Annotated in this window: 22 protein-coding genes, 2 tRNA genes and 2 pseudogenes; 19 read left to right on the top strand and 7 right to left on the bottom strand. The window is 61.9% G+C overall.

The features are described 5' to 3' along the window. The first annotated feature begins 96 nt into the window (after positions 1 to 96). The 4 genes and pseudogenes from YWU_RS0101765 to YWU_RS18880 form a co-directional block, all read left to right on the top strand. Complete coding sequence (locus YWU_RS0101765) at positions 97 to 549, top strand: DUF1877 family protein (RefSeq protein ID WP_027019121.1); 453 nt, start codon at positions 97 to 99, stop codon at positions 547 to 549. Positions 550 to 822: 273 nt separating this feature from the next. Next, positions 823 to 1,797, top strand: coding sequence for a lipase family protein (locus YWU_RS14565; protein WP_084141529.1), 975 nt, complete (start codon positions 823 to 825; stop codon positions 1,795 to 1,797). Between the two features lie 86 nt (positions 1,798 to 1,883). Next, complete coding sequence (locus tag YWU_RS18060) at positions 1,884 to 2,033, top strand: hypothetical protein (protein WP_156892667.1); 150 nt, start codon at positions 1,884 to 1,886, stop codon at positions 2,031 to 2,033. Between the two features lie 54 nt (positions 2,034 to 2,087). After that, a pseudogene (locus YWU_RS18880) lies at positions 2,088 to 2,483 on the top strand (flotillin family protein); the annotation flags it as partial. 164 nt (positions 2,484 to 2,647) lie between these two features. On the opposite strand, the gene YWU_RS18055 reads toward YWU_RS18880, so the two are convergent. Continuing rightward, positions 2,648 to 2,965: a hypothetical protein gene (locus YWU_RS18055; RefSeq protein ID WP_205618273.1), complete on the bottom strand. Its 318-nt coding sequence runs from the start codon at positions 2,963 to 2,965 to the stop codon at positions 2,648 to 2,650. Between YWU_RS18055 and YWU_RS17325 the strand changes: the two genes are divergently transcribed. After that, entirely contained in the window at positions 2,942 to 3,406 is a 465-nt protein-coding gene (locus tag YWU_RS17325; protein ID WP_051259891.1) for a hypothetical protein, read from the top strand. The two genes, YWU_RS18055 and YWU_RS17325, sit on opposite strands and share 24 nt — an antisense overlap. Before the next feature lie 420 nt (positions 3,407 to 3,826). On the opposite strand, the gene YWU_RS0101740 is transcribed toward YWU_RS17325, so the two are convergent. Beyond that, a tRNA-Gly gene (locus tag YWU_RS0101740) sits at positions 3,827 to 3,901 on the bottom strand. Between the two features lie 367 nt (positions 3,902 to 4,268). Between YWU_RS0101740 and YWU_RS0101735 the strand changes: the two genes are divergently transcribed. The 13 genes from YWU_RS0101735 (at position 4,269) to YWU_RS14545 (ending at position 17,714) form a co-directional block, all read left to right on the top strand. Next, positions 4,269 to 4,342 (top strand) — tRNA-Pro (locus tag YWU_RS0101735). A gap of 71 nt (positions 4,343 to 4,413) precedes the next feature. Beyond that, entirely contained in the window at positions 4,414 to 5,769 is a 1,356-nt protein-coding gene (gene tig, locus YWU_RS0101730) for a trigger factor (RefSeq protein ID WP_027019119.1), read from the top strand. A gap of 249 nt (positions 5,770 to 6,018) precedes the next feature. Continuing rightward, positions 6,019 to 6,591: an ATP-dependent Clp protease proteolytic subunit gene (locus YWU_RS0101725; RefSeq protein WP_027019118.1), complete on the top strand. Its 573-nt coding sequence runs from the start codon at positions 6,019 to 6,021 to the stop codon at positions 6,589 to 6,591. Between the two features lie 57 nt (positions 6,592 to 6,648). Then, on the top strand, positions 6,649 to 7,263 hold the full coding sequence (locus YWU_RS0101720) for an ATP-dependent Clp protease proteolytic subunit (RefSeq protein ID WP_027019117.1): 615 nt from the start codon (positions 6,649 to 6,651) through the stop codon (positions 7,261 to 7,263). 286 nt (positions 7,264 to 7,549) lie between these two features. Next, on the top strand, positions 7,550 to 8,242 hold the full coding sequence (gene pcaH, locus YWU_RS0101715; RefSeq protein ID WP_027019116.1) for a protocatechuate 3,4-dioxygenase subunit beta: 693 nt from the start codon (positions 7,550 to 7,552) through the stop codon (positions 8,240 to 8,242). A gap of 45 nt (positions 8,243 to 8,287) precedes the next feature. Beyond that, positions 8,288 to 8,926, top strand: coding sequence for a protocatechuate 3,4-dioxygenase subunit alpha (gene pcaG / locus YWU_RS0101710; protein WP_027019115.1), 639 nt, complete (start codon positions 8,288 to 8,290; stop codon positions 8,924 to 8,926). Between the two features lie 25 nt (positions 8,927 to 8,951). Next, the gene (locus YWU_RS0101705; RefSeq protein WP_027019114.1) at positions 8,952 to 10,247 is read left to right on the top strand and encodes a lyase family protein; all 1,296 of its coding nucleotides are present in this window, start codon (positions 8,952 to 8,954) and stop codon (positions 10,245 to 10,247) included. A 9-nt stretch (positions 10,248 to 10,256) separates the two neighbouring features. Further along, positions 10,257 to 10,658 carry a 4-carboxymuconolactone decarboxylase gene (pcaC, locus tag YWU_RS0101700; protein ID WP_027019113.1) on the top strand — a complete coding sequence of 134 codons (402 nt, stop codon included), beginning with the start codon at positions 10,257 to 10,259 and terminating at the stop codon, positions 10,656 to 10,658. A 1-nt stretch (position 10,659) separates the two neighbouring features. Further along, positions 10,660 to 11,877, top strand: a complete 1,218-nt coding sequence (locus YWU_RS0101695) for a 4-hydroxybenzoate 3-monooxygenase (protein ID WP_027019112.1) — start codon at positions 10,660 to 10,662, stop codon at positions 11,875 to 11,877. Between the two features lie 6 nt (positions 11,878 to 11,883). Continuing rightward, positions 11,884 to 13,236, top strand: coding sequence for an MFS transporter (locus YWU_RS14555; RefSeq protein WP_051259890.1), 1,353 nt, complete (start codon positions 11,884 to 11,886; stop codon positions 13,234 to 13,236). A 30-nt stretch (positions 13,237 to 13,266) separates the two neighbouring features. Then, positions 13,267 to 14,754 carry an MFS transporter gene (locus tag YWU_RS14550; RefSeq protein WP_084141526.1) on the top strand — a complete coding sequence of 496 codons (1,488 nt, stop codon included), beginning with the start codon at positions 13,267 to 13,269 and terminating at the stop codon, positions 14,752 to 14,754. A 45-nt stretch (positions 14,755 to 14,799) separates the two neighbouring features. After that, complete coding sequence (locus YWU_RS0101680) at positions 14,800 to 16,710, top strand: bifunctional sugar phosphate isomerase/epimerase/4-hydroxyphenylpyruvate dioxygenase family protein (protein WP_027019111.1); 1,911 nt, start codon at positions 14,800 to 14,802, stop codon at positions 16,708 to 16,710. Positions 16,711 to 16,826: 116 nt separating this feature from the next. Next, positions 16,827 to 17,714 carry a shikimate dehydrogenase gene (locus tag YWU_RS14545; RefSeq protein WP_051259912.1) on the top strand — a complete coding sequence of 296 codons (888 nt, stop codon included), beginning with the start codon at positions 16,827 to 16,829 and terminating at the stop codon, positions 17,712 to 17,714. Positions 17,715 to 17,717: 3 nt separating this feature from the next. On the opposite strand, the gene YWU_RS17320 is transcribed toward YWU_RS14545, so the two are convergent. Further along, entirely contained in the window at positions 17,718 to 20,120 is a 2,403-nt protein-coding gene (locus tag YWU_RS17320) for a helix-turn-helix transcriptional regulator (RefSeq protein WP_156892665.1), read from the bottom strand. A 23-nt stretch (positions 20,121 to 20,143) separates the two neighbouring features. Here YWU_RS17320 and YWU_RS0101665 point away from each other — a divergent pair, with 23 nt between their 5' ends. Beyond that, entirely contained in the window at positions 20,144 to 20,467 is a 324-nt protein-coding gene (locus YWU_RS0101665; RefSeq protein ID WP_027019110.1) for a hypothetical protein, read from the top strand. A gap of 178 nt (positions 20,468 to 20,645) precedes the next feature. Here YWU_RS0101665 and YWU_RS0101660 read toward each other — a convergent pair whose 3' ends face one another. The 4 genes and pseudogenes from YWU_RS0101660 to YWU_RS0101645 all read right to left on the bottom strand — a co-directional run bounded on the left by YWU_RS0101660 (position 20,646) and on the right by YWU_RS0101645 (position 24,682). Then, the gene (locus YWU_RS0101660; RefSeq protein ID WP_027019109.1) at positions 20,646 to 22,109 is read right to left on the bottom strand and encodes an L-lactate permease; all 1,464 of its coding nucleotides are present in this window, start codon (positions 22,107 to 22,109) and stop codon (positions 20,646 to 20,648) included. Continuing rightward, complete coding sequence (locus tag YWU_RS18875) at positions 22,106 to 22,609, bottom strand: IclR family transcriptional regulator (RefSeq protein ID WP_420805284.1); 504 nt, start codon at positions 22,607 to 22,609, stop codon at positions 22,106 to 22,108. The genes YWU_RS0101660 and YWU_RS18875 overlap by 4 nt, the downstream gene beginning before the upstream one ends. 72 nt (positions 22,610 to 22,681) lie before the next feature. After that, positions 22,682 to 23,446: pseudogene (gene pcaD / locus YWU_RS14530) on the bottom strand (3-oxoadipate enol-lactonase). Beyond that, a complete protein-coding gene (locus YWU_RS0101645; RefSeq protein ID WP_027019107.1) occupies positions 23,447 to 24,682 on the bottom strand; it encodes an acetyl-CoA C-acetyltransferase in 1,236 nt (411 codons plus the stop codon). Positions 24,683 to 24,712 lie beyond the last annotated feature (30 nt).

Here is a 24,712-nt window from a genome sequence, read left to right as displayed (position 1 = left end):
TGAGAATGCAATGAGCATACGCTGAGAGCATTAGCTAAGGCTACAAACAATTGGGTGAAAGTCAGTCTCCCAGTTGAGAAGCGATATCCTTGCCCAATGCTGACCCTGAACTACGTAGAAATTTCTCCGGCCGATCTCGAGGCTTTCCGCGACCTGGACACCTCCGCTCGTGAGGCGCAGGTCACCGAGTGGCTGGAGGCGGAGAACTCTGAACTGGTCCGCGATGACATCGACAAGTCGTGGATGGGACTGTGCAGCGCCGCTGATGAGGCTCTGGAGGACGAGACTGTCCTCGACGCGCTGCAGGGCACCGAGATGATCGACGAAGAACTGCTGGTCGGCGCCACTGACGCCGACGCCGTCGCGGAGATCGCCCCCTTGCTTCACGACGTCAATATCGCCGAACTCGCCATGTCCGCTTCCGTCCAGGGGGAAGGGGAGGGGATCCCAAACGATGTGGAGTATTTCGTCGACAACGTCAAGCGACTGATCTCCATCTATGACCAGGTTGCTTCCCGCGGCAATGCCATCGTGACTGTCTGGTCTTAGACACTCGATCCTTGAAATTGGATAAGGCGACCCTGAGGTCTCTAACTATGGCATGAAAATGCCCCGTTCCGTCTCCGCTGTCCTCGCCGCCGGCGCATTGTCGCTGGCGGCAGCTACGGTTCCCGCACCGGCTCACGCAACTCCGGGTTGGTCCTCAATGGGAAGTGGTGAGGTGAGGGAGGGGGCGTCGTTAAGCGGATCTTTTGAGCGCGGTTCCATCATCTCCGTTAAGGAGCTGTCAGATGATTTGGTGCTGACCGGGGCCTCGCGCGGCTGGTCTTCGAGTACGCAACTGAGGGACCGCACGGACAGCAGGCGACGAGCCTGGGCACGCTGTACGTCCCGCCGGGGCTCGCGCCATCGGGTGGCTGGCCTGTCGTTTCTTATGGTCATGGGACTCAGGGGCTCGGGGACAAAAACATCAGTTATCCCCACTGGGTCGGCGAGGACAACACCGGCGACCAGTACCTTTCGGCGTGGCTCAATGCTGGATTCGCTGTTGCAGCCACGGAGTATGTGGGACTTGGCACCGAGGGCGATCACCCGTATCTCAATAGCCACAGCGAGGGCGCGGCGATGATCGACGCGGTGCGCGCGGCGCGGTCTGTGAGCGGGGACTTGTCCACGACTTTTGTCACCAACGGGTACTCCCAGGGCGGTCAGGCCTCAATCGCTGCCGGGGCAATGGCCGCAGACTATGCGCCAGAGCTGACCTTAGCGGCAACCACTACAGGTGGAGTGCCTGCGGGAGTGGCAGATGAGCTATCCGCGGTATCGCCTGCTTTACAGATCGCGCAGCCGGACCTGGCGACCTACCTCGCCTTCACTCTGGCTGGGTTCCGCGCCGTCGACCCGAGCTTCCCGCTCGATAACTACCTCACCGAGGCAGGACGCTCCGCGGTGGAGGCAGCGCAGGAACTGAACTACTTCGAGATGTCAGCGATGCTTAACGACGTCCCCATCGGCACCCTCGTCACCCAACCCCTAGGGGTGGGCCCTCTGATTGGGGAACTCCGCAAAAGCGTCACCGTGCCTGCCACCGGTTGGGGCGCGCCGGCGTTTATCTACCAGCAGTCCTTGGATGTGGTCTCGCCAGCGGCCTTCACTACAGCGCTGGTGGCTGACGCCAGACTCAATGGCGCGGACGTGACTTACCGGCTCGACCACGAGTTAGCGGGCCATGTCGGATGGGATACCGCTTTGGATGAGGCCATTGATTTCAGCCTGTCGAAGGTCTCGACAAGCTGAACGTAATACCTGCATGACCATTAGAATGGGCTAAGAAACTGGTCCGGAAGAGACCCGTTTGCACCTCAATCTGAGATTGGACTCGCATGCAAACCATCACTACTGGCATCGCCGTGGTCATTGCCCTCGTCATCGTGGCGGTGTTGGCCCTGTTTGGCCTCATTGCCTTTGTGATTACTCGGACCTGGATCAAGGTGGCTAAAGCCGGCGAGGCAATGGTTGTCTCCGGCAAGTAGTCCCGAGATTCCGAGGACTCTGCCCCAACCACCGTCATCATCGGTGGCAAAACGATGGTCAACCCCATCACCCAGCGATACGACATTATTTCGCTTCGCTCCCGTCAGGTCATGATGACCGCAGTGGCGCAGTCGAAGAACTCAGTCACACTCAACGTTGAAGCTGTTGCTCTGGTGAAGATCGGATCGACTTCGGACCTGGTCCGTGCTGCTGCCGAGCGTTTCGCCGGCCAGGACAGCGCTGTCGAACAGTTCACCCAGGACCAGCTGGAAGGCGCTCTGCGTGGCATCATCGCGCAGCAGGACGTGGTCGACCTGATGCAGAACCGCCAGGCATTCGCCGAGCAGATCGCGCAGAACATCGCACCGGAGCTCAAGGAGCAGGGCCTTGTGCTCGACTCCTTCCAAATTAAGGGCATTACCGACTCCGATGGATACATCCAGTCCCTGGGTGCCCCGGAGATCGAGGCTCGCCGTCGCGAAGCAGAGATCGCCCGTGCCGCTGCCGAGCGTGAGATTCAGAAGAAGAACACCGCAGTTGAGGAGCAGAACCTCACCGAGTTCCGTGCCCTAGAGATCAATAAGGCCGAGGCGGAGCGGGACGTGAAAACGGCTCAGGCCGAGGCCCAGCAAGCAGAGTCGCTGATCCGCGCCGAGCGTGAGCAGCAGGTCCGCAGCAGCAGGCAAAGAACGAGCGCGACCGCCTCGACTCCACGGTTAACGCGCAGGAAGATGCAGACAAGTACAAGCGCAACGCGGCTGCCGAAGCGAAGGCCAATGAGCGGATCAAGGCTGCCGAGGCTGAAGCCGCAGAGAAGCAGCGCCAGGCAGAAGCCGACGCAGCAGTTGCTGAGGCTAAGGCCAAGGCGCAGCGCACCCGAGCAGAAGCAGATGCCCATGCTGAGCGCATGCGAGCGGAAGCCGAAGCGCACTCCCAGCGAGTCAAGGCCGAAGCTGAGGCCGCTGGGATCGCTGCGAAGGCCAAGGCTGAAGCCGACGCCGAGCGCGAGATGGGTACCGCTCGCGCAGCAGCCCTCGAAGCAGAGGCAAAGGCGATGGAGCAGAATCAGCAGGCGATTCTCGCCAGCAAGATCATTGAGATCATGCCGGAACTGGTGCGCGACTCGGCCAAGGCTCTGGGCTCCATCAATGGGGTCACTATTTACGGAGGTCCAGACGCCACCGAGACCGTCAGCACCATTAACTCCCAGCCGATGTCCAACGTCGCAGGTGTTCTTTCCCAGACGGAGAATCTCTTTGGCATCAAGATCAGCGACATCCTCACTGGCCGGGCCACCGGTGCTGCCGCAGGCAGCGCTATCGGCGAAGCCTTGGCGGAGAAGCGGGACATTAAGGATTCTTCAGAAGACTGATCTGACGCATACTCCCGGTGTTGCAGGACTGCAGGAGGCAATCCCCCAGTTCGTAGCGCCACATCCTTAAAACCGCAGGTCGCGGTTGAAGGTGCGCTACGAACAGGGGGGGGGCACTGAATTCGTGTGGATAGGGCGCAGAGACGGCGCTTGTTGGATACACGGACCCAGGGCACCAACTGAACTGCTCCCGGTGGAGGCTCGATGAGCAACTGCCACAGGGGCACCCTCTCTACGTAGCCCCAATACCCTGTAGATGTTGCACGGCGCACTCGGATACGCAACGAGTAACGGGTGTTCAGCGCACGCGCAGAGGTCATTACTCCCACCCGCGATGGTTCCAGGCGAGCCCACTGACTTTGCGTGGCTACAACAGATACAGAAGAACCCCTTCCGAACGCACTCGGAAGGGGTTTTATGTGGAGGGAATGACGGGAATCGAACCCGCGTCATCAGCTTGGAAGGCTGAGGTAATAGCCACTATACGACATTCCCACTGGTCAACCGGTTGGCACTGCGCTGCAGCGGCCCTCCGATTAGGACTTCATAAACAATAGCGAACGAGCTGGCTTCAGGCAAAGTCCCAGGTGGGGTGGGGGGGCTGGCACGTGGTGATGGACCAGCGGGATGTCGCTGGACTGAATGGCCACGTTCTTGGAGGCGTCGGGCACTTAGTGGGCCCCTTCAAACGGTGTCAACGCGCAGTAGTTAAGCGTCCGAAGGGAGCTGGCCTTGTCAGCATGGTGGTGATCCGCGCATTGGGTGTGAACAGGGGATATGGGCGTCGGGAGGCTGTTCTGTGGGGGTTAAATAGGGGTCATGTATCGGCCCTGTTGCAGTCCACGTACACTTCAAACAGTCACGGGGTATGGCGCAGCTTGGTAGCGCACTCGCTTTGGGAGCGAGGGGCCGTGGGTTCAAATCCCGCTACCCCGACTAGCAGCACGGGCACTCCCGTGATCTGTTGAAGATAACCACTCACATCAACAAACCAGGAGTGTAAGGCAGTGAAGAGCTCCGTCAATAAGCAGAGCGAGACCCGGGTTCAGATCGTCGTCGAGGTGCCTTTCGACGAGCTGAAGCCGGAGTTCGACAAGGCCTACGAGGCCCTGTCCCAGCAGGTCTCCATCCCGGGGTTCCGCAAGGGCAAGGCTCCGGCCAAGCTCATTGAGTCGCGCATCGGCCGCGGCCCGATCCTCGAGCAGGTCCTCAACGAAATGATCCCGACCCGCTACGAAGAGGTCGTCAACGAGCACGATCTCAAGCCGCTGGGTCAGCCTGAGGTTGACGTCACCAAGCTGGAGGACGGCGAGTTCGTCGAGTTCACCGCTGAGGTCGACATCCGCCCGGAGATCGAGCTTCCGGACTTCTCCGCTATCAACGTCGAGGTCGACGCACTGACCGCAGACGAGGCCGCCGTTGACGCCGAGCTGGAGAACCTCCAGGCTCGCTTCGGTACCCTCGTTGGTGTTGAGCGCGCAGTCGAGGACAAGGACTTCGTCTCCATCGACCTGGCTGCCACCGTTGATGGTGAGGACCTCGAAGAGGCTTCCACCGAGGGCCTGTCCTACGAGGTTGGCTCCGGCGACCTGATCGACGGCCTCGACGAGGCCATCAAGGGTCTGTCTGAGGGCGAGTCCAAGGAATTCACCACGACCCTGGTCGCTGGTGAGCACGAGGGCGAAGAGGCTCAGGTCACTGTCACCGTTCAGTCCGTGAAGGTTCGCGAACTGCCGGCTGCTGACGATGAGTTCGCTCAGATGGCGTCTGAGTTCGACACCATCGGCGAGCTGCGCGCGGACCTGACTAAGCAGGTCGAGCAGACCAAGAAGAACGAGCAGGCGTCCCAGATTCGCGACCGCGTTCTGGCTGCCGCTCTGGAGGCAACCGAGGTTGCTCTGCCGGAGGCAGTCGTTCAGGAGCAGGTCGACGGCCAGCTCCAGCAGCTGCTGCAGCAGTTCGGTGGCGACGAGTCGGTGCTGAACACCATGCTCGAGGCGCAGGACATCACCCGCGAGAAGTTCGACGAGGACTCCCGCAACTCCGCCGAGGAAGCTGTTCGTACCCAGCTGTTCCTCGACGCGCTGGCCGAGAAGGTGCAGCCGGAGGTCTCCCAGCAGGAGCTCACCGACCACATCCTCTTCACCGCGCAGTCTTACGGTATGGACCCGAACCAGTTCATCCAGCAGATCCAGCAGTCCGGTCAGCTCGGCAACCTGTTCGCCGACGTCCGTCGCGGCAAGGCTCTGGCTGTCTCGATCCTGGACGCCACCGTCAAGGACTCCGAGGGCAACGACATCGATGTCAAGGAGTACTTCGACCTGGCTGAGGCTGAGGCAGAGGCCCCGGCAGAGTCTGAGTAAGCAATAGTTGTCCCGGCCATTAGGCCTGGGCAGCGGAGGTACAAGCCACTGAGGCTGATGGGCGGCAACGCCCACAGCGAACACGGGCCGATCCGGAACAAACCGGGCGGCCCGTTTCGTTACTCTAGGTGGAAAGTCCACGTGGACCATCCAGCCGGAGAGTTCACACAGTTGGGCACCGCAAGCCGCCGCCTGCACACAAAATAACGACGGCGGAACCGTGCACTACGGAAGGGAAACAAAGTTTCGATGAGCGATCAGAACCACACACCCGCGAATTCGGTGTTCGACCGGCTGCTCAAGGAGCGGATCCTGTTCCTGGGTGACCAGGTTGACGATGAGATCGCCAACCGCCTGTGCGCCCAGATGCTCCTGCTTGCCGCAGAGGACCCGGAGCGCGATATCGCGCTGTACATCAACTCGCCGGGCGGCTCTGTCACCGCGGGTATGGCCATCTACGACACGATGAAGTTTGTGCCGTGCGATGTTGCAACTTACGGCATGGGCCTGGCCGCTTCGATGGGTCAGTTCCTCCTGTCTGCCGGTGAGAAGGGCAAGCGTTTCGCTTTGCCGCACGCGCGGATCATGATGCACCAGCCGTCCGCAGGCATTGGTGGTACCGCCTCGGACATCACCATTCAGGCTGAGCAGTTCGCTCAGACCAAGAAGGAGATGGCTCGCCTCATCGCTGAGCACACCGGCCAGACGGTTGAGCAGGTCGAAGCCGATTCGGACCGCGACCGTTGGTTTACCGCACAGCAGGCACTGGAGTACGGCTTCGTCGATCACGTCGTCAGCTCTCTCAAAGAAACCCGCGAGTAGGGCCGGAAGGTTACGGAGTCAACGATGAATGACATGAACATGGAGATGAACCCGAACATGCAGATGCCGCAGTCGCGTTACGTACTGCCTTCCTTCGTCGAGCACTCGAGCTTCGGTGCGAAGGAGTCGAACCCGTACAACAAGCTGTTCGAGGAGCGCATCATCTTCCTCGGCGCGCAGGTGGATGACACCTCGGCGAATGACATCATGGCCCAGCTCCTGGTCCTTGAGGGCCTGGATCCGGATCGTGACATCACGATGTACATCAACTCTCCGGGTGGTTCTTTCACCTCGCTGATGGCTATCTACGACACGATGCAGTACGTCCGTCCGGATGTCTCCACCGTGTGCCTGGGCCAGGCCGCCTCTGCAGCCGCTGTGCTGCTTGCTGCTGGTGCTCCGGGCAAGCGTGCGGCTCTGCCGAACGCTCGTGTTCTGATCCACCAGCCGGCGACCCAGGGTATCCAGGGTCAGGTGTCGGACCTGGAGATCCAAGCCAAGGAGATCGAGCGCATGCGTTCCCTTATGGAGGAGACGCTGGGCCGTCACACCGGCCAGTCCGCGGAGCAGGTCCGCATTGACACCGACCGCGACAAGATCCTTACCGCCGCTGATGCCAAGGAGTACGGCATCATCGACCAGGTCTTTGAGTACCGCAAGCTGAACAAGTAGTTCTCGCTTCCCGACGCCCTCGTCGGCCCTTCCCGGACCCCTCGTCCGGACCGAGACCCTGTCCTTCGGGACAGGGTCTTTTCGTGTCTGAGGCTAAGGGGGTTGCCCTGATCCCCACCCCTAAGTGGACCCTGAATTGAAATGTTGCCTGGTGAAATGTCCTGCACATAACGGGCTTTGCCTTTTTAGGCCGATGTTCACGATACGAACTGTTTGCCATTGTGCGCACAGCCGCAATAACTTGAGACTTGCATCACGTTCCTTCCACTAAGAGGGGGTCACCTAGATGATTCCGATTACCAACGTCACCACCGAGGGCAGCTTCGCCCCGCTGAAGTTCCCCGAGTACCGCACGACCGTTCTCCGCAATCCCGGAAACGACCTGCTGCTGGTGCCTGAACGCCTCGGCGAAACCACCGGTCCAGTCTTCGGTGAAGCGGACCTGCAGGGCATTGACAATGACATGACTCTGGCCAATGGTGGCGAGGCTGTCGGTCAGCGCATTTATGTCCATGGACAGGTCCGCGGCTATGACGGTAGGCCCGTGCCGCACACCCTGGTCGAGGCTTGGCAGGCGAACTCCGCCGGCCGGTACCGCCACAAGAACGACAGCTGGCCGGCACCGCTGGATCCGCACTTCAATGGTGTCGCTCGCACGCTGACGGACGCCAATGGCTCTTACAGCTTCTACACCGTTCAGCCAGGCTGCTACCCGTGGGGCAACCATCACAACGCATGGCGTCCGGCGCACATTCACTTCTCTCTGTTCGGTCGTGAGTTCACTGAGCGCCTTGTGACCCAGATGTACTTCCCCGGTGATCCGATGTTCTTCCAGGACCCGATTTACAACACGGTTCCCGCCGGAGCACGTGAGCGCATGATCGCCGCCTTCGACTACGACGAGACCCGCGAGAACTTTGCGATGGGCTTCAAGTTCGACATCGTCCTGCGCGGCGAGAACGCCACCCCGTTCGAGTAGTCCGGCCCACCACCGATTCGAACGACAAGAATTTCAGGAGCATCCATGATTGACAGCAACCCGGACGGCCCGTTCCGCTACCCGGTCTCTGACATCCGCGACCAGGACGACGCACCTGCAGGAATCACTCCCTCGCAGACCGTCGGCCCCTATGTCCACATTGGACTGACCTGGGACGGCGCCAACGAGATGGTTCCGGAGGGAGACGCCCAGGCCGTGGACGTCACTTTCTCGGTCACCGATGGCGCAGGCGACAAGGTCAAGGACGCCATGATCGAGATCTGGCAGTCCGACGCAGCTGGCTTGTATCAGTCCCCGCTGGATCCGCGTGTCGGCGAAGACGCATCTGCTGAGGGCTTCCGCGGTCTGGGCCGCGGTATGGCCAATGAGGATGGGGAAGTCACCTTCCGCACCCTCGTCCCCGGCGCCGTCGACGTCAATGACGAAACCGAAGCACCGCACTTCAAGGTCAGCGTATTTGCCCGAGGAATCCTCGAGCGTCTCTACACCCGCGCATACCTGCCGGAGACCGCGGAGCTCGCCGGTGACCCGGTGCTCGCTTCTGTCCCGGAGAACCGCCGCGATGCACTCATCCTCAAGCGCGAGGGCGACAATGCGTACCGTTTCGACGTAATCCTCATGCACGAGGATGACGCGCTGGAAACCCCGTTCTTCCGTATCTGACCCCACACCTCGCAAGGAGCTCTCCATGGTCCACGACCTGTGCCGAAACATCTACAGTGACTTCGCGTCCGGCGATACCGCCGCGGCTGCGGAGCTCTCTGATGTGGCGTTTGTGCAGCGGATCTTGGACACCGAGGCAGCACTTGCGCGAGTGGTTGGCAGGCTCGGACTGGTGGAGCAGGAGACTGTCGACAAGACGCTCCCGCTCATCAATGCTTTTGTCATTGATATGCCGGAACTCTCGGCAGCATCAGCGGCAGGCGGAAACCCGGCGATTCCCGTTGCAAAGGGTCTGAAGGCCGTGGCCAAGGACGCCGGTGTCCCGGTGTCGGCCATTCACACCGGAGCTACCAGCCAGGACGTTATCGATACTGCGCTGGTGCTCTGCCTTCGCGCGGCGTCCAATGTCATCCTGGCGGATTTGGCCCAGGTCCGAGTGATCCTTACCGATCTAGTAAAGACCCACCGAGATACCACCGTCATCGGACGTACCCTCGGTCAGCAAGCTGTTCCCACCACCTTCGGAGCAATCGCAGCCGGATGGCTGGAGTCCGTTGTGGAGGCGAAGGAAGATTTGGAAGGGTCCGTCGGGAAGCTGCCGGTGCAGTACGCAGGCGCCGCAGGAAACCTGGCTTTCTCCTACCCGGACGGTGTGGCAATCCACGACGCACTAGCATCCGAGCTTGATCTCGCCGCTAGTCCGTTGGTCTGGCATACCAACCGGGTTCCGTTGGTGCGGGTTTCTAATGCCCTGGCGACGGTGGCAGGAGCCGTTCGTAAGATCGCCGGCGACGTGGTCTTCCACGCCGCCACCGAAGTCAGCGAACTGCGTGAGGCCGCCCCGGGCGGGTCCTCTGCGATGCCACACAAGGCCAATCCGGCTGCAGCGGTGGCCTGCGACGGATACGCGCGTCGGGCACCAGGGCTTGCTGCCACGATGCTCGATGCAATGGACCAGCGCATGCAACGCGCCACAGGTGCTTGGCACGTCGAATGGCAGACCGTTCGCGATCTGGCTGCGACCACTGCGTCCGCCGTCAATCGGATTCGGGCAAGCCTGGACGGCATCACCGTCGACACCGATGCGATGGACCGAAACCTGGAGCTCACCGATGGCGCAGTCCTCGCCGAGGCGCTTGGGAAGTACGTTCCCCGGGCGCAGATCGACGAGGCTGTCGTCGCCGGTGAACTACAGGAACTCATGCAGACGGCCGCCAAGAAGCATGGCTTCAGCACCTCACCGGCAGACCACACAGGTCACGCAGGCGATGTGGTGGATGCGGTGCTTCGGGCCGTTTCGAACACGAACGACAACACCTAAGGAGCCGGCATGTCCGACACCAACAACTACGACTCCGGTCGTGCCGCCGCCCACGAGCGGGGAATGGGCACGCGCCGAGAGGTCCTCGGGGACGCACACGTCGACCGCTCCATCGAGAAGATGACGGACGTGACGGCGCCGTTCCAGGACTTCATCACCCGCACCGCCTGGGGCGATGTCTGGCAGCGCCCAGGCCTGGACCACACAGAGCGTCGGCTGCTGACCATCGGCATCCTCACCGCGGTGGGCAACGACGGCGAACTGGACATGCACATCCGAGCGGCCCTGCGCGCCGGCGTCAGCCACGAGTCGATCGGCGAGGTGCTCCTGCACACCGCCATCTACGCCGGAGTTCCCAACAGCAACCATGGCTTCGCACTGCTGAACAAGGCAGTGGAGGAACTGGGCTGAAATGAACACCACTGAAGTCGCCATCATTGGAGCCGGCCCGGCCGGCCTGACCCTGTCCCACCTCCTGCACTTGCAGGGAGTGGAATCGGTGGTTTTCGAGGGCCGCAGCCGCACGGAGGTCGAATCGACCGTCCGCGCTGGCATCCTTGAGCAGGGCACCCTCGACCTCATGCGCCGCACCGGAGTCGGTGAGCGGATGGACCGTGAGGCCGATATCGACGAGGGGATCGACATCTCCGTCGCCGGCAATCGCACGCGCATTGCCCTGACGGAATTGACCGGCCATCACGTGGCGGTGTACCCCCAGCACGAGTACCTGATCGATTTCATCGCCCGCAGGCTCGCCGACGGCGGCACGATCCTTTTCAACACCACTGTCGACTCCGTCAGCGGTTTTGAAGAGCCCCTGGCGGCCAACGCCGGAATGGGCGAGTACCCAGTGACCGTTGACTACACCGACGAATCTGGAAACTCAGCGACGTTGAAGGCGAAGTACGTCATCGCAGCTGACGGATCGGCATCGCCGTACCGGACGCTGATCTCTGACACCGCAGGCGGTGCCCGCCACCGCCATGAGTACCCGTACGCCTGGTTCGGCGTGTTGGTCAACGCACCGAAAACGCAGAAGGAACTGATCTACGCCACCCATCCTGAGGGATTTGCGTTGATCTCTACCCGCAGCGACTCGGTGCAGCGCTACTACGTGCAGTGCGACCCGGACGACACCGTTGAGATGTGGTCGGACGACCGCATCTGGGACGCGCTGCACACCCGTGCGGACACACCGGACCTGACGATGTCGGAGGGTGACATCTTCGACAAGTCAGTCCTGCGATTCCGCTCGGCCGTCACCGAACCAATGCAGCTAGGCCGGCTGTTCCTCGCCGGCGACGCCGCACACACTGTGCCACCCACCGGGGCGAAGGGTCTTAATCTCGCAGTCGCTGACGTGGCACAGCTCGCACCGGGCCTGGTGAAGGCCCTCCGCGGGGACGTTTCACACCTAGAGAGCTACACCGACCTGGTCCTGCCCAGGATCTGGCGGGGGCAGCACTTCTCCTACTGGATGTCGTCGATGCTCCATGAAGCACCGAACGGCACCGCCTTTGAGTCCAACCGCCGCATGGCGGAACTCACCGCTGTCCTCGAATCCGAGGCAGGACGACGTTATCTGGCAGAACAGTACGTCGGGCTCGACATTCCGAATCACGAGGTTTGACCTTCCATGACAACCGCTACATCCAACCGCGCTACGGGCGCCGCTGCGAAATCACCTTTCGTAGTCATCCTGTTGTGCTGGATCGCAGTGCTTCTCGATGGCTTCGATCTGGTGGTCCTTGGCGCCACCCTGCCCTCCATGCTGGAAGATCCAGCATGGGATCTCACCGGTGCGCAGGCCACCCAGATCACCACCATCGGTCTGGTCGGCATGGCGATCGGTGCACTTGTGATCGGATTCCTCACTGACAAACTCGGCCGCCGCTGGGTGCTTATTGTGTCGGTGTTCTTCTTCTCCCTGTTCACGCTGTTCCTGGCATTCACCACCAACGTGTTCTGGTTCTCCACCTGGCGTTTCCTCGCCGGTGCGGGCCTGGGTGGTGCGCTGCCGACGGCGATCGCGATGGTTACCGAGTTCCGGACCGGGCGCAAGGCCGGCTCCGCGGCAACCACCCTGATGACCGGCTACCACGTCGGTGCTGTGCTTACCGCTCTGCTGGCGATGGTCATCATCGCTGACTTCGGTTGGCACTCCATGTTCCTTGCCGGTGCTATCCCGGGCTTCATCCTCGTGCCGTTCCTGTTCTTCCTGTTGCCGGAGTCCCCGGCGTTCCTGCGCACCCGTGGCCGGGACGCTGAGGCGACGGCAGTGGAGCAGCGCTACGGCATTGTGCCGGACACCGAGATGGACAAGCTGCAGGAGCAGAAGGAAGGTTCAGACGCGCCGGTTGGTATCAAGACCCTGTTCCAGCCGACTTTCCGTCTGAACACCATCGCCATCTGGGGCACGTCCTTCATGGGACTGCTCCTGGTCTACGGACTGAACACCTGGCTGCCGCAGATCATGCGTGCTGCCGACTACGACATGGGTAACTCCCTGGCGTTCCTCATGGTGCTGAACATCGGCGCCGTGGTGGGTCTGTTCATCGCAGGCCGTGTGGCGGACATCCGTTCGCCGCGCACGACCGCTCTGATTTGGTTCACCTGCTCGGCCGTCGCGCTGGCCATGCTGGCTCTGCGTCTGCCGCTGGTGGGCCTGTACTTCCTGGTGTTCATCACCGGCGTGTTCGTGTTCTCCTCGCAGGTTCTCATCTACGCCTTCGTTGGAGAGAACCACCCGTCTTCTGTCCGTGCGACCGCGCTTGGCTTCTCGGCCAGCATCGGTCGACTGGGCGCGATTTCCGGTCCGCTGCTCGGCGGCATCATGGTCACGGCCGGAATCGCTTACCCGTGGGGCTTCTTCGCCTTCGCGATTGTCGGACTGCTCGGTGCGCTTATCTTCTCGACTTCGCGCACCCTGCGTCCGTCCACCCTCAAGGCCACGGAACAATCCGTGGTTTCGGATTCGGCTACCCCGTAGCCGCTTCTTTTGAAAGTGTAGGTATCTGCCATGACTAATCAGTTCACCTCCCCTGGTGTGCCTGATCCGGCTGACCTTCCCTCCGGCACCGCTGTCGTCGACGGCAACGCCCCGAAGAAAACTCCCAAGCGCGCAGCCGCATCCAGCTGGATCGGCTCCGCACTGGAGTACTACGACTTCGCTGTCTACGGCACCGCCGCAGCACTCGTCATCAACCACCTGTTCTTCCCGGCGGATACCTCCCCGGGCGTGGCGATCCTGGGCTCCATGGCCACTGTCGGTATCGCCTACGTGGTCCGCCCGCTCGGCGCCCTGATCATGGGGCCGCTGGCAGACCGCTACGGACGCAAGTTCGTGCTGATGTTGTCCCTGTTCATGATCGGTTTCGCCACCTTCGCGGTGGGTTGCTTGCCGACCTACGACCAGATCGGCATGTGGGCCCCAGCCCTGCTGGTTCTCTGCCGAGTCGTGCAGGGTATTTCCGCCTCCGGTGAGCAGTCCAGCGCTATCGCAGTCTCCCTGGAACACGCAGAGGAGAAGCACCGGTCCTGGACCACCAGTTGGACACTCCATGGAACGCAGTTCGGTACGTTGCTCGCCACCGCAGTCTTCATCCCGTTCACGTTCTTCCTCTCCAATGACGCACTGATGAGCTGGGGCTGGCGCGTCCCGTTCTGGCTCTCTGCCGCTGTCGTCCTGATCGCCTGGATCATCCGCCGCAACCTGGAGGAGCCCCCGGTGTTCCAGGAGACTGTGGAGGAGATCGAGCACAACGAAGGCGTGGACAACGCAACCGCAAAGCTCATCAAGAACAACCCGGTCCGCGAAGTCCTGCGCGACCACTGGGTGTCGGTGATGAGAATCGCCTTCGCCGCAATGATCAACACGGTCAACGTGGTGGTCACTGTTTGGTCGCTGTCCTACGCCACGTCCATTGTCGGCCTGGACCGTTCCACGATGCTGTGGGTGACCGTCTTGGGCAATATCTGTGCCCTGGTCATGATCCCGATTGCATCCCGTGTGGCAGACCGGGTGGGCCGCAAGCCGGTCTTCATCGTCGGTGCACTTGGTGCCGCTGTGATGATGTACCCGTACCTGACCGCCGTGAACAGCGGGAACTTCACATTGATCTTCCTGTTCGGCGTGATCATGTTCGGCATGTTCTACCAGATGGCCAACGCTGTCTGGCCGGCTCTGTACTCCGAGATGTTCCCAACCTCGGTGCGTGTCACCGGCGTCGCTCTCGGCACCCAGATTGGTTTCGCAATCTCCGGTGGTCTCGCTCCGATCCTGGCGTCCCTGGTCGCCGGTACCGAAGGCGACAACTTCATTGGTGTCGCGATCCTCACCTCTGTGGTTGCGCTGATCTCCGCCGGCTGGGTAGCAACGGGCCGAGAGACTTCGAAGCTCTCCCTCGCGGAGATCGACATGACCTCCGGCCACCGCAACCCCGCTCGCAGGAAGCCGGAGAACCGGGATCCGGAAGGCCAGGCTCCCACGCCGGCGTCGGTCGGGTAACCCATTCCACGACTGACCTCTACCCCTAGAACCCAAGGAGCAGCAATGAAGACGTCGATCGCGACAGTGTGTCTTTCCGGCACCCTCGCCGAGAAACTCAGGGCCGTGGCCGACGCCGGGTTCGATGGGGTGGAGATCTTCGAGCAGGATCTGATCGTCAACCCCTACTCTCCGGAGCAGATTCGGGCGCGCGGTGAGGAACTCGGCTTAACCTTCGACCTCTACCAGCCCTTCCGGGACCTAGACGGGGTGGAGGAAGAGATCTTCGTCGACAATCTGCGTCGACTGGAGACGAAGTTCCAGCTGATGAACAGGCTGGGAATCGACACGATCCTCATCTGCTCGAATGTTGGCACTGCCACTATCGATGACGACAAGGTCTGCGCCTCTCAGCTCCGACGCGCCGGTGAAGTCGCTGCGAAATACGGCGTCAAACTCGCCTATGAGGCTTTGGCCTGGGGCAAGTACGTCAACACTTACCGTCACGCGCAGTGGATTGTGGATCTGGCAGACCACCCGAACGTTGGTACCTGCCTCGACAGTTTCCACATCCTCTCCCGTGGGGATGACCCCTCCGGCATCGTCGACATCGACCCGGCGAAGATCTTCTTCGTCCAGCTCGCTGACGCGCCCCGCCGTGACATGGCCATCCTCGACTGGTCCCGCCACCACCGCGTGTTCCCTGGTGAAGGCGACTTCGACCTGGTGGCCTTTATGAGCTACCTGGCTCAGGCTGGCTATGACGGGCCGGTGTCATTGGAAATTTTCAATGACTCCTTCCGTCAGGCAGACGTCAACCGCACTGCCATCGACGGATTGCGCTCGCTGCGCTGGCTCTCGGATCAGACGTTCCGCGCCCTCAGTGGGGTGGAAAATGGTGGGGCAGGGGACGTCGGGAAGCAGATTGCTGATCTGCCGGTTGGTCTTGAACCGCTTCCCGACGCAAACCCGCCCGCCGACTACAGTTTCGTCGAACTGCACACCGGGCGCCTCGGCGAGACAACCCGGATGCTCCATCAGCTCGGATTCGTGCTTGGCGGCTATCACCGCAGCAAGCAGGAATACCAGGTATGGGTGCAAGGCGACGTGCGGATCATTGTCCGCGACCTTGGGCCGGCCGATGACTCCACAGTCGTCGGCGGACTCGGAGTAGACGTGAGCGACGCGGCTTCGGCAGCGCAGCGCGCCAATGGACTCTCCGCCGCCACCGTCATCCGGGAGCGAGAGGAAGACGAAGCGGAACTGTACGGTGTCTACACTCCGGACGGCACCGAACTGTTCTTCTGTGAGGCCACTGACGACGGCGTGCCGGTATGGGCCGCAGAATTTGGCCTCACCGACGACGATATCCACCGCGCCGCCCCTAAAGATTCACCGGTGACAGCGGTGGACCACGTCACGCTGGCGCAGCCGTGGCAGCAGTACGACGAGGCCGTGTTGTTTTACACCTCGGTCCTAGGACTGCAGGCGGAGGCATCTGAACAGGTGCCAAGCCCCGCCGGCCTGGTCCACTCACGGCGGATGACGGATCCGGACAGCGGATTCACGCTGTCGGTCAATGTCGCACCCGAAGCGAGTGAACAGGGCGACTTCCTGGTGGCCTCCTACCCGGAGCACATCACGCTGGCGTCGAACGACATCGTCGCCGTCGCAGCCCGCGCTAAGCGACGCGGGATGGAGAAACTGCCCATCCCGGAGAACTACTACGACGACTTGGTGTCGCGGTTCAACCTTGATGACGACCTCATCGCGGAACTTCGGGCCTACGACATCCTCTATGACCGCGACGACCACGGCGAGTACCTGCACTTCTACACCCGCACCCTGGGTAACACCTTCATCCAGGTAGTGGAGAAGCGCGGCGGCTACCAGGGCCACGGATTGACCAATACCCCGGTTCGTCTCACCGCCCAGTACCGCGTGCTCCGCGATGCCACCCGCGGCATCCCACGCTGACCCGACCCCGACCTGACCTGCCCAGATCTGACTTAGGAGTCATCATGACCACTGACGCATCCACCCCTGACACCCCGACCACCCAGCCGGTTTCCTCCGTTGCTCCGCAGAGCTACATGCTCGGCCTCATCGGCGTGGACTTGTCGCTGTCCCGTACCCCGGAGATGCACGAGGTCGAGGGCCTGGCGCAGGGCCACCCGACCGTCTACCGCCGCATCGACACCCTCACCGACCGACTCAAGGGCCACACGCTGGAAGGTCTCCTCCGCACGGCAATTGCCTTGGGCTTCGACGGCCTCAACATCACCCACCCGTACAAGATGGAGGTCATCGACCTGCTCGATGAGGTCGATGAGTCGGCAGCGCAGATCGGCTCGGTCAACACAGTGGTTATCCGTGAGGGCCGCACCCGCGGGTACAACACTGACGTGTCGGGCTACGGACGAGCACTGCAGGAGCAGCTTCCAGACGTCCCCAAAAACGCCGTCGTCCAAGTCGGCGCCGGAGGAGTAGGCAATGCTGTGGCGTTTGCCCTGATCTCCGCTGGTGTGGAGCGGCTGGAGATCCGAGACATGGACGCTGCGCGGGCAGCGGCCCTTGCCTCCCGTGTCAATGGGATCATCGGCCGTGATGTGTGCGTTGGTGGCGGACTGGTGGGGGACACCGGCACCGTTGAAGAGGCGATCGCAGCCTCTGATGGCGTGGTCAACTGTACGCCGCTGGGTATGCTTAGCCACCCAGGAACTGCCTTCGACACCTCATGCCTGACCCCGGACCATTGGGTTAGCGATGTGGTGTACATGCCGGTGGATACGCAGCTGCTGCAGGAAGCGGCTGCCATCGGTTGCCGCACTCTGGATGGAACTCACATGGGTGTGTACCAGGCAGTGGATGCTTTCAAGTTGTTCACCGACCGGGAAGCAGACCCCAAACGCATGCGTGCCACCTTCACCGCTCTTGGCGATGAGCGGGGCGATCTTTTCCACAACTGGCTCCGCGCCTGACGGTCACCTCCGCAACGAAGCAGCCAGTTCTGAGCGCCCCTTAATCCCGAGTTTCTTATAGACCCGGGTCAGGTGGTGCTCGATTGTTTTTGTGGAGAGGGTGAGCTCCCGGGCAACCTCTCGGTTGGTCACTCCGTCGGCGACCATCAGCGCGATCTGTTCTTCTTGCGGTGTCAGTGTCGGCGCTGTGCCGGCGGTGCCGCTAGCACCGCTAGTGCTGCCGGAGCTGCTGATCCGACGCTCACGGCGAGTGCGTTCGACCATAGCCGTGGCATCCATTTCCTCAAAGACCTCCTGCGCCCGGGCGAAGATCCCCTCCGCGTGGTTTCTCCGCCCGAGCCGGCGCAACACCTGCCCGTACTCCAGGAGGATCCGGGATCGGTACGCCAGCATTGGGGAGTTGTCCATAAGGCCAGCGGCCGTTTCGAAGCAACGCAGCCCTTCGTCGATGAACCCTCGACGTAACAGGATGCTGCCGCGCGGCACGAGCATTTTTGCTGTCACTGAATCGAGCCGGCAGGAGGCAATGCGATCCTCTGAGTCGGTGACGACCTGATCGGCAGCGCTGATTTTTCCAGCCCGTATTAGGCACTGCGCGTAGACGTCTTCCCATGGCCAAAATCCAGGTTGCCGGGTGTCCTTCTCCATGCCGATGCCGGCCAGGGCTTCTCCGGCGCGGATGGCTGAGGGCAGGTCTGCGCTGTTGGCGGTGACGATCATGCGGCACATGGCGGTGGGTAGGCGCTGGATGATGAAGGCGTCATCGGAACTGTGTTGTCGGGGAAGCCGGGAAAGGTAATTCGTCGACAGCGCTGAATCGCCTTGGAATGCCGCTACCTGGGCCCCTGTCCATAGCAGCACCGGATTAAGCAGTGTCGTGCCATGGCGTTCAGCCCGGGAGAGCCCGTGCTCGACGACCAACCGAGCAGCACTGAACTCCCCGAGCACATAGTGGGTGCGGGCAAGCCAGGCGTCTTGCCAGACCCGCAGGATGCCATTGTGGTTTGCGTCAAGATTTTCTCCGCGCAGTGTTTCCCGGGCGGTTAACGGATCATCGGCAACCAGAGAGAGCCACCCGGACAGCATCCGGTGGTGCTGCCTGATCGGCCCACCCATTCCTACGGCACCCGACGCACCGGAACTGACCAGCTCGGGCCCGGCCGGCAGGGGTTTATAGATACCGTCGCTGATAGCCGTGGCAAAAAAGGACAACAAGTCCGCTTCGGCGCGCTCAGAAGAGTCAGGTGATGCCGAATCAACGATGCTCTGCGTATGGTCGCGCAGCGCCTGTGCATCCCAGTCGGCCAGGGCTAAAAATGCTCGTTGGAGATCCGCGGCAGGCCCGTTAGTATCCTCCACCAGCTGATGGGCATTTAGTCGTCTACCTTCGTGCATCGCTAAATAGGACTCTTCCACCGGCATTGATACCCGGCGGGTCCAGATCCTCGCTTCTGGCAGTTCTCCGGCTGACACCAGCGATCTGACCAACGGCTGGTCACCTACTGCCACTTGGCGGTCGCCGGCGAACCCGGTGGCCTCCTGTACTTCCTTCAGTCGGGTCGGCGGAACGTGCACCAGTGCCGCAGCCCGGTGCCTGGGATCAGTGAAGAAAAGCCCGTGCTTCCCGACGCCCACCAGCCGCAACCCCACCCCGTCATCCAGAGCCTCATCGGTTAGTCCCCGTGCCCGTCCAATTTCGCGGACCGTGTTCATAGGTACTGGTGAGGTGATACCAGAGCCTGCTTCACTGGCCACAGCGATAATTTCCAACCACTGGCGCAGATCCTCGGGGGAGTGCGAATTAATCAGTTCCGCATCCAGGTCAGCGATCCACTGCACAGGCACCTCGACTGATGCATCGACCAGCAGTTCCCGCAGCAAGTCCAGCCGCCCGGCACTTCTGGCCCTGAGGGAGAGGACTGTCTCAGGTCTCGTCGTGGTGCCAAAGGCAGTGTCTGCATAGTGGGCAATGGTGGTGAGGGGCAGGGGAGGGACGTTGATGGGGACGTCGTACAGCACACCGGTGACATTCGCAGGGCCGGTCACCGCGAGCACTACTAGCCGAGCCGGTGAGAGCGTCAGTTCGCGCAGGCGGCGGGCCGATTCAGCGTCAACATGGTGGGAATCGGCGATGAGCAGCACCGTCTGCGGGCGCAGCTCCGGCAGTGTGTCCAGGAACGCGCCGGGCGTCTCCCGGTGCCAGGGCAGTGCCGTCGCGTGAACTGTGTGCCACCTAGTGCTGCGCGCGGCGATGTCCTCGATCACGGACGCGGCCCCACCACCGGAGAAATCCCTGACCAGCACACTGACCCCACGGTCGGCCGGTAAAGATTCAATGAGCGCGAGGACATCCCCCACCTGGGGCAGATTCAGGCGGAGCGCGCGATCAAGGGGAAGTATGGGCACACGACCAGTGTAAGGAGATAGAGATGACCATCACACTTCCTGACGACTGTGGAAACTCCCCACGCATCGGAATAGTCGGCGACTTCGTCACGGCATGGGGGACCGGGAGACCCTTGGATGAGTGGCTCCACGATGAACATTCATCAACTACCTACGGCCCGGATATGGCGGTATCCGCGACTGAGGGTGAAGTCCGCTCGATCGTCACTCACGGCCGACTCGCCTCCTGCGATGGATACCTTGTTGATGGCAATGAAAAGATTGAGTTCAGTCATGCGATCAGGTTCGCCAGTACGTCAAAGACCGCGAAAATCGTGGAAATCCGGAGTTTCATCATTCGGCAATAAGCGCATCGCCGCTCGTCACGAACATGAGGACGGCCCCGCCTCTAGCCTGCAGACGCCACACGTTTGGTGCACCCCGCTTTCGGGGAAATATGGATTTTTGCGACCAGCGGAAATGCATCGCTCAGTTCTCCGGTGACGGGGTGCACGGAAGCAGTGTCCACCGATACGCAGTGTGCGATTAGGCAAGCATCAAAAAGAGCAGGCATGCGACACCGGAGATCGTTGTCGTCAGCAGAACCGCCGGGATGATGATCCGGAACACAAGTGCGCGGGTGGAGCCAGAGCGCCGGTCGGCCGGGATCATCTGACAGGCGATCTCGACCCGAGCCGGGTTGGAAACCACGGCCCAGCCTGAGGAAGCATTCTGGATCGACATCATCCACAGTGAGGAAACCCCCAGAGGGGCACCTGCGGCGACTTGAGTGGTGCCGAACATGGAGTTGGAGCTGGCCGCGGAAGCTGTGATGTACCCGGACAAGGCACCGATGAATGGTGCAGCGAATAGATACGCCACCCCCAGGCCCATGAGCGCGGTTGCCAGAGCCTCGGCCAGGCCGCCGCCGGCGATGACGGCGCCGAATGAGATGTACAAGGCGTTTGGAAGCCCGATGGTCCACCACATGCGGAGTGTCTCAGAGGGCACTGCGGTGTACATCGATCGTGGGGCAGGGAGAATCGCCCATCCGAGTAGTGCAGCGAAGAACGCCCACGTGGCTGGCGATTCAAGGATGTCCTGGAATATTCCTTCGCCGACCCATGACCCCACTACCTGCCCGCTGATGGTCCCGACCAGAAGCGCACCGTACGGTGCCAGGGCATGACCAGGAGTGGGTGCGAGTCGGCCGCGGCGGATGTAGAGAAGCCAACCAGTGGTCACTATCGCTGTTGCAACCGCGCCGGCCACCGGAGTGCCGATCAGCCAATTGGTGCCAATAGTGAGCAGCCACAGCACAACGGCAGAGCACGTGCCGACTCCGGCCCACCCAAGTACCTGGCCCATGGACGGGCGCGGTGAGTGCGTATCTGGACCGGTGATCGCAGTGATTGACCGGGCTGCGATGACCCCGACGAACACACCGGAGACAATAAACGCTGGCAGCATCATCATCCCAGAGGCCAGCCCCATATCCCCCAGATCAGCCCCGGACAGCTCGGTGGCTACCAAAGTTCCCGGTCCCATAGACGCCCATGGGCTGATGAAGAGCAGACCCAGCAGCACCATCACGGCAGAGGCTACGGGCGGGAAACCTAATGCCATCATCAACGGCATTCCGATGATGATGGAGACCCCGAACCCAGTGACGGATTCCAAGAATGGCACGACCCCGTGCGCCATCATCAGGGCGGCAGGAACGGTGGCACCGCCTCGGGATAACCAGTCCGCAAGACGCTGTTGGGCGCCGGAATGTTGCATCACCCGAGATAGGAAGATGCCTGCGCCGATGATGGCGAGGACTTTGATGAGGGTGGGCAATAGGGTGAGGGAAGCGGCGTAAAGTGATGCCGGTGAGCTGCCCAGCGCCCACACCCCCACAACCGTGGCGGACACGATGCCGGCCAGCGGAGGTGCCCACGCCGGAAGTCTGGTTAGCAGCAGGGCGATTGTGACCAGGATCGGAGCAGCCGCTAAGAGGGCCGTCACAGGCGATCAGAGCTCATAGATGGTGGCTCCCGCCATGTCTTCGCTTGCGGCATAGAGTTCCTCACGATGTCCGGCACCCGCATCGCGAGAATGTCAGGATCACTAGTCCCGAGGAATTCGTGTGAAGGACCGACCCCCGAGGCATGCCGGGTGAGAATGGTTAACTGCCCAGTCGGGTCATATCGATCGAGGTACAGCAGACAGTGGCGCTTAGAATCCGGGAACGCCATTGAGATGTGCAAATCTAAGGACGAATGAAGGTGGTGCATCACTGGTTGCGCCAGTCGTCGAAATTGCCCCACTGGGTTCGCCCGTACGGACACTTCCCCCACGCGTGAACTCACCGAGTACACCCTGTCTGCATTGCGGCAGAGCATTCCTACTCCCGCCTTTTTTGCGGCTAGGAGGTGCGCCGTGGACCGCGAGAGGTCAGCCGCCACCGAGATATGCCCTGCAGTCAGACGCGGCTTATCCACGTCGAAGCACTGCAAAATCTGCATCGCACGCAGGAGCACAGATTCGCCGGATCGTGAATTCGCCACTGGATCAGGACCTCTCGCAGAGACTTAATCTCAATGGACACCGAGGATGTGTGCGCGCAACAGATCGTTGATCTGGTCAGGCACCTCGATGGTGGGGACATGCGCGCCGGGCGAGACGATCTTGGCACGGCCATGAGCCACACCATCGGCAATGATCTGGAGGGTCTCAGGCGGTGTTGCCGGATCGTCGGCGCTAGCGATCGTGAGAACCGGCTGGGTAATCCGGCCGAGCTCGGCGGTGAAGTCCCAGTCCGCTAGAGCATCGCAGCACATGGCATAGCCCTGGTCGGAGACAGATTCGATCATGTCGCGGTAGTGCGCAACTGTGGCGGGCTTTGCCTCCAAAAAGCCGGGGGAGAACCAGCGGGACACAATAGCGTCCGCCAGTGCCTCCATGCCCTGCTCCCGCGCGAGGCACGCACGGTCAATCTAGCCGTCTGGCTCGCCGAACTTGGCGGCGGTGCACAACAATGACACGGTCTGGACCCGCACTGGCTCAACTGCGGCTAGATACTGTGCCACTGCGCCGCCGAGTGAAAGTCCCACCAGGTGAAAGGATTCGACGTTCAGGGAGTCGAGGGTGGCGAGGGAGGCGTCGGCAAGCGCCTTTATGGAGCCTGGCTCCGTGCCGACCGGAGAGCGGCCGTGGCCGCGGTGATCGAGTGCGATGACAGTGGCGTCATGCGAGAGCGCGTCGAGCTGGGGCAGCCACATGTCCACAGTCGAGCCGAGCGACCCGAGAAACACAATGGTTGTGGAACCGGAGCCGTACCGAACGGAATGCAAGAGCGTCATTTACAACTCCTCGGCCTCGAAGATCGCAGCGAGACCTTGCCCACCGCCGATACACATGGTGGCCAGCCCACGCTTGCTGCCGGTGCGGCGCATGCGGTGCGCCAGAGTGACGACCATGCGGGCGCCGGTCGCACCAACCGGGTGGCCGAGAGAAATACCGGAGCCTTGCGGATTTAATCGCGGATCGGTGGCCTCTAGGTCCCACTCCTTCAGCACCGACAGTGCCTGCGCAGCGAACGCTTCGTTAAGTTCGATGGTGTCAATGTCCTCGAGCGAGAGGTTCAACCGGTCCAAGACCTTGGCGGTGGCCGGCACCGGGCCGATGCCCATGGTCTCCGGGGGAACACCGGCCACAGCCCAGCCGGATAGGCGCAGTACTGGGTCTAGCCCCAGCCGCTCGGCATTGGCGCGAGTGGTCACGATCATTGCGGCAGCGCCGTCGTTCTGGCCGGAGGCGTTACCAGCGGTGACGGTCGCGTCCTCGTCACTGCGGCCCATAATGGCGCGCAGATCCGAGAGTTTCTCGACGGTCGTTCCCGGCCGCGGGTGCTCATCCGTGTCGACCACGACTGGGTCCTGGCCACGCCGCTTCGGCGGAAGGGTAACGGGGACGATCTCGGAGCTGAAATCGCCATTCTCCTGTGCCGCAATTGCACGAAGGTGGGACTCTGCGGACATGACGTCCTGATCCTCGCGCTCGATGTCGTACTCGCGGCGAAGGTTCTCAGCGGTCTCGATCATGCCGCCCGGAATCGGGTGGTTCTTTCCGCCGGCGGTGGCACGGGCTTCTGCAAGGCGGTCACGGAAGGTCATGTCACCGCCCTTGGAACCCCAGCGGACAGTCGAGTCGACGGTGTACTCGGTGCGGCTCATGGACTCTGCTCCACCTGCGATGATGAGGTCAGCGGCACCGGAGGCAACGTGTGCGGCGGCGGTGGCGATCGCTTGCAGGCCGGAACCACACCGGCGGTCGAGTTGCATGCCCGGCACCGACTCGCCCAGGCCACTATCCAGTGCCACAATGCGGCCCAGGGCTGGCGCGGCACCATTGGGGGAGGCCTGTCCGAGGATCAGGTCGTCGATATCGTCTGCACTAATACCGGCCTTCTCCACGATCGCGGTGACAACTGCACCAGCGAGATCCTGGACTGGAGTGTCGACGAACACGCCGCCATACCGTCCGACCGGCGTACGAAGCGGGGTGCAGATGACGATGTCGGTGGGGGTGAGAGACATGATGGCTCCTGGTGTGGTTGGTGAGAGTAC

Origin of the sequence: Corynebacterium sputi DSM 45148 (genome assembly GCF_000427865.1) — a bacterium.
GTDB lineage: Bacteria > Actinomycetota > Actinomycetes > Mycobacteriales > Mycobacteriaceae > Corynebacterium > Corynebacterium sputi.
The sequence above is the reverse complement of the archived record's forward strand: the minus strand, read 5'-3'. Positions and strand labels throughout refer to the sequence as shown.

Bases quoted from the DNA above. Each gene is read 5' to 3' on its own strand.
- YWU_RS17325 (WP_051259891.1), top strand. From the start codon at position 2,942: ATGCGAGCGGAAGCCGAAGCGCACTCCCAGCGAGTCAAGGCCGAAGCT.
- YWU_RS14545 (WP_051259912.1), top strand. From the start codon at position 16,827: ATGCTCGGCCTCATCGGCGTGGACTTGTCGCTGTCCCGTACCCCGGAG.
- pcaC (WP_027019113.1), top strand. From the start codon at position 10,257: ATGTCCGACACCAACAACTACGACTCCGGTCGTGCCGCCGCCCACGAG.
- YWU_RS0101705 (WP_027019114.1), top strand. From the start codon at position 8,952: ATGGTCCACGACCTGTGCCGAAACATCTACAGTGACTTCGCGTCCGGC.
- pcaH (WP_027019116.1), top strand. From the start codon at position 7,550: ATGATTCCGATTACCAACGTCACCACCGAGGGCAGCTTCGCCCCGCTG.
- YWU_RS18875 (WP_420805284.1), bottom strand. From the start codon at position 22,609: ATGCAGATTTTGCAGTGCTTCGACGTGGATAAGCCGCGTCTGACTGCA.
- YWU_RS0101725 (WP_027019118.1), top strand. From the start codon at position 6,019: ATGAGCGATCAGAACCACACACCCGCGAATTCGGTGTTCGACCGGCTG.
- YWU_RS0101720 (WP_027019117.1), top strand. From the start codon at position 6,649: ATGCAGATGCCGCAGTCGCGTTACGTACTGCCTTCCTTCGTCGAGCAC.
- YWU_RS18060 (WP_156892667.1), top strand. From the start codon at position 1,884: ATGCAAACCATCACTACTGGCATCGCCGTGGTCATTGCCCTCGTCATC.
- YWU_RS0101680 (WP_027019111.1), top strand. From the start codon at position 14,800: ATGAAGACGTCGATCGCGACAGTGTGTCTTTCCGGCACCCTCGCCGAG.
- YWU_RS0101665 (WP_027019110.1), top strand. From the start codon at position 20,144: ATGACCATCACACTTCCTGACGACTGTGGAAACTCCCCACGCATCGGA.
- YWU_RS14550 (WP_084141526.1), top strand. From the start codon at position 13,267: ATGACTAATCAGTTCACCTCCCCTGGTGTGCCTGATCCGGCTGACCTT.
- YWU_RS0101645 (WP_027019107.1), bottom strand. From the start codon at position 24,682: ATGTCTCTCACCCCCACCGACATCGTCATCTGCACCCCGCTTCGTACG.
- YWU_RS0101695 (WP_027019112.1), top strand. From the start codon at position 10,660: ATGAACACCACTGAAGTCGCCATCATTGGAGCCGGCCCGGCCGGCCTG.
- pcaG (WP_027019115.1), top strand. From the start codon at position 8,288: ATGATTGACAGCAACCCGGACGGCCCGTTCCGCTACCCGGTCTCTGAC.
- YWU_RS0101765 (WP_027019121.1), top strand. From the start codon at position 97: ATGCTGACCCTGAACTACGTAGAAATTTCTCCGGCCGATCTCGAGGCT.
- YWU_RS14555 (WP_051259890.1), top strand. From the start codon at position 11,884: ATGACAACCGCTACATCCAACCGCGCTACGGGCGCCGCTGCGAAATCA.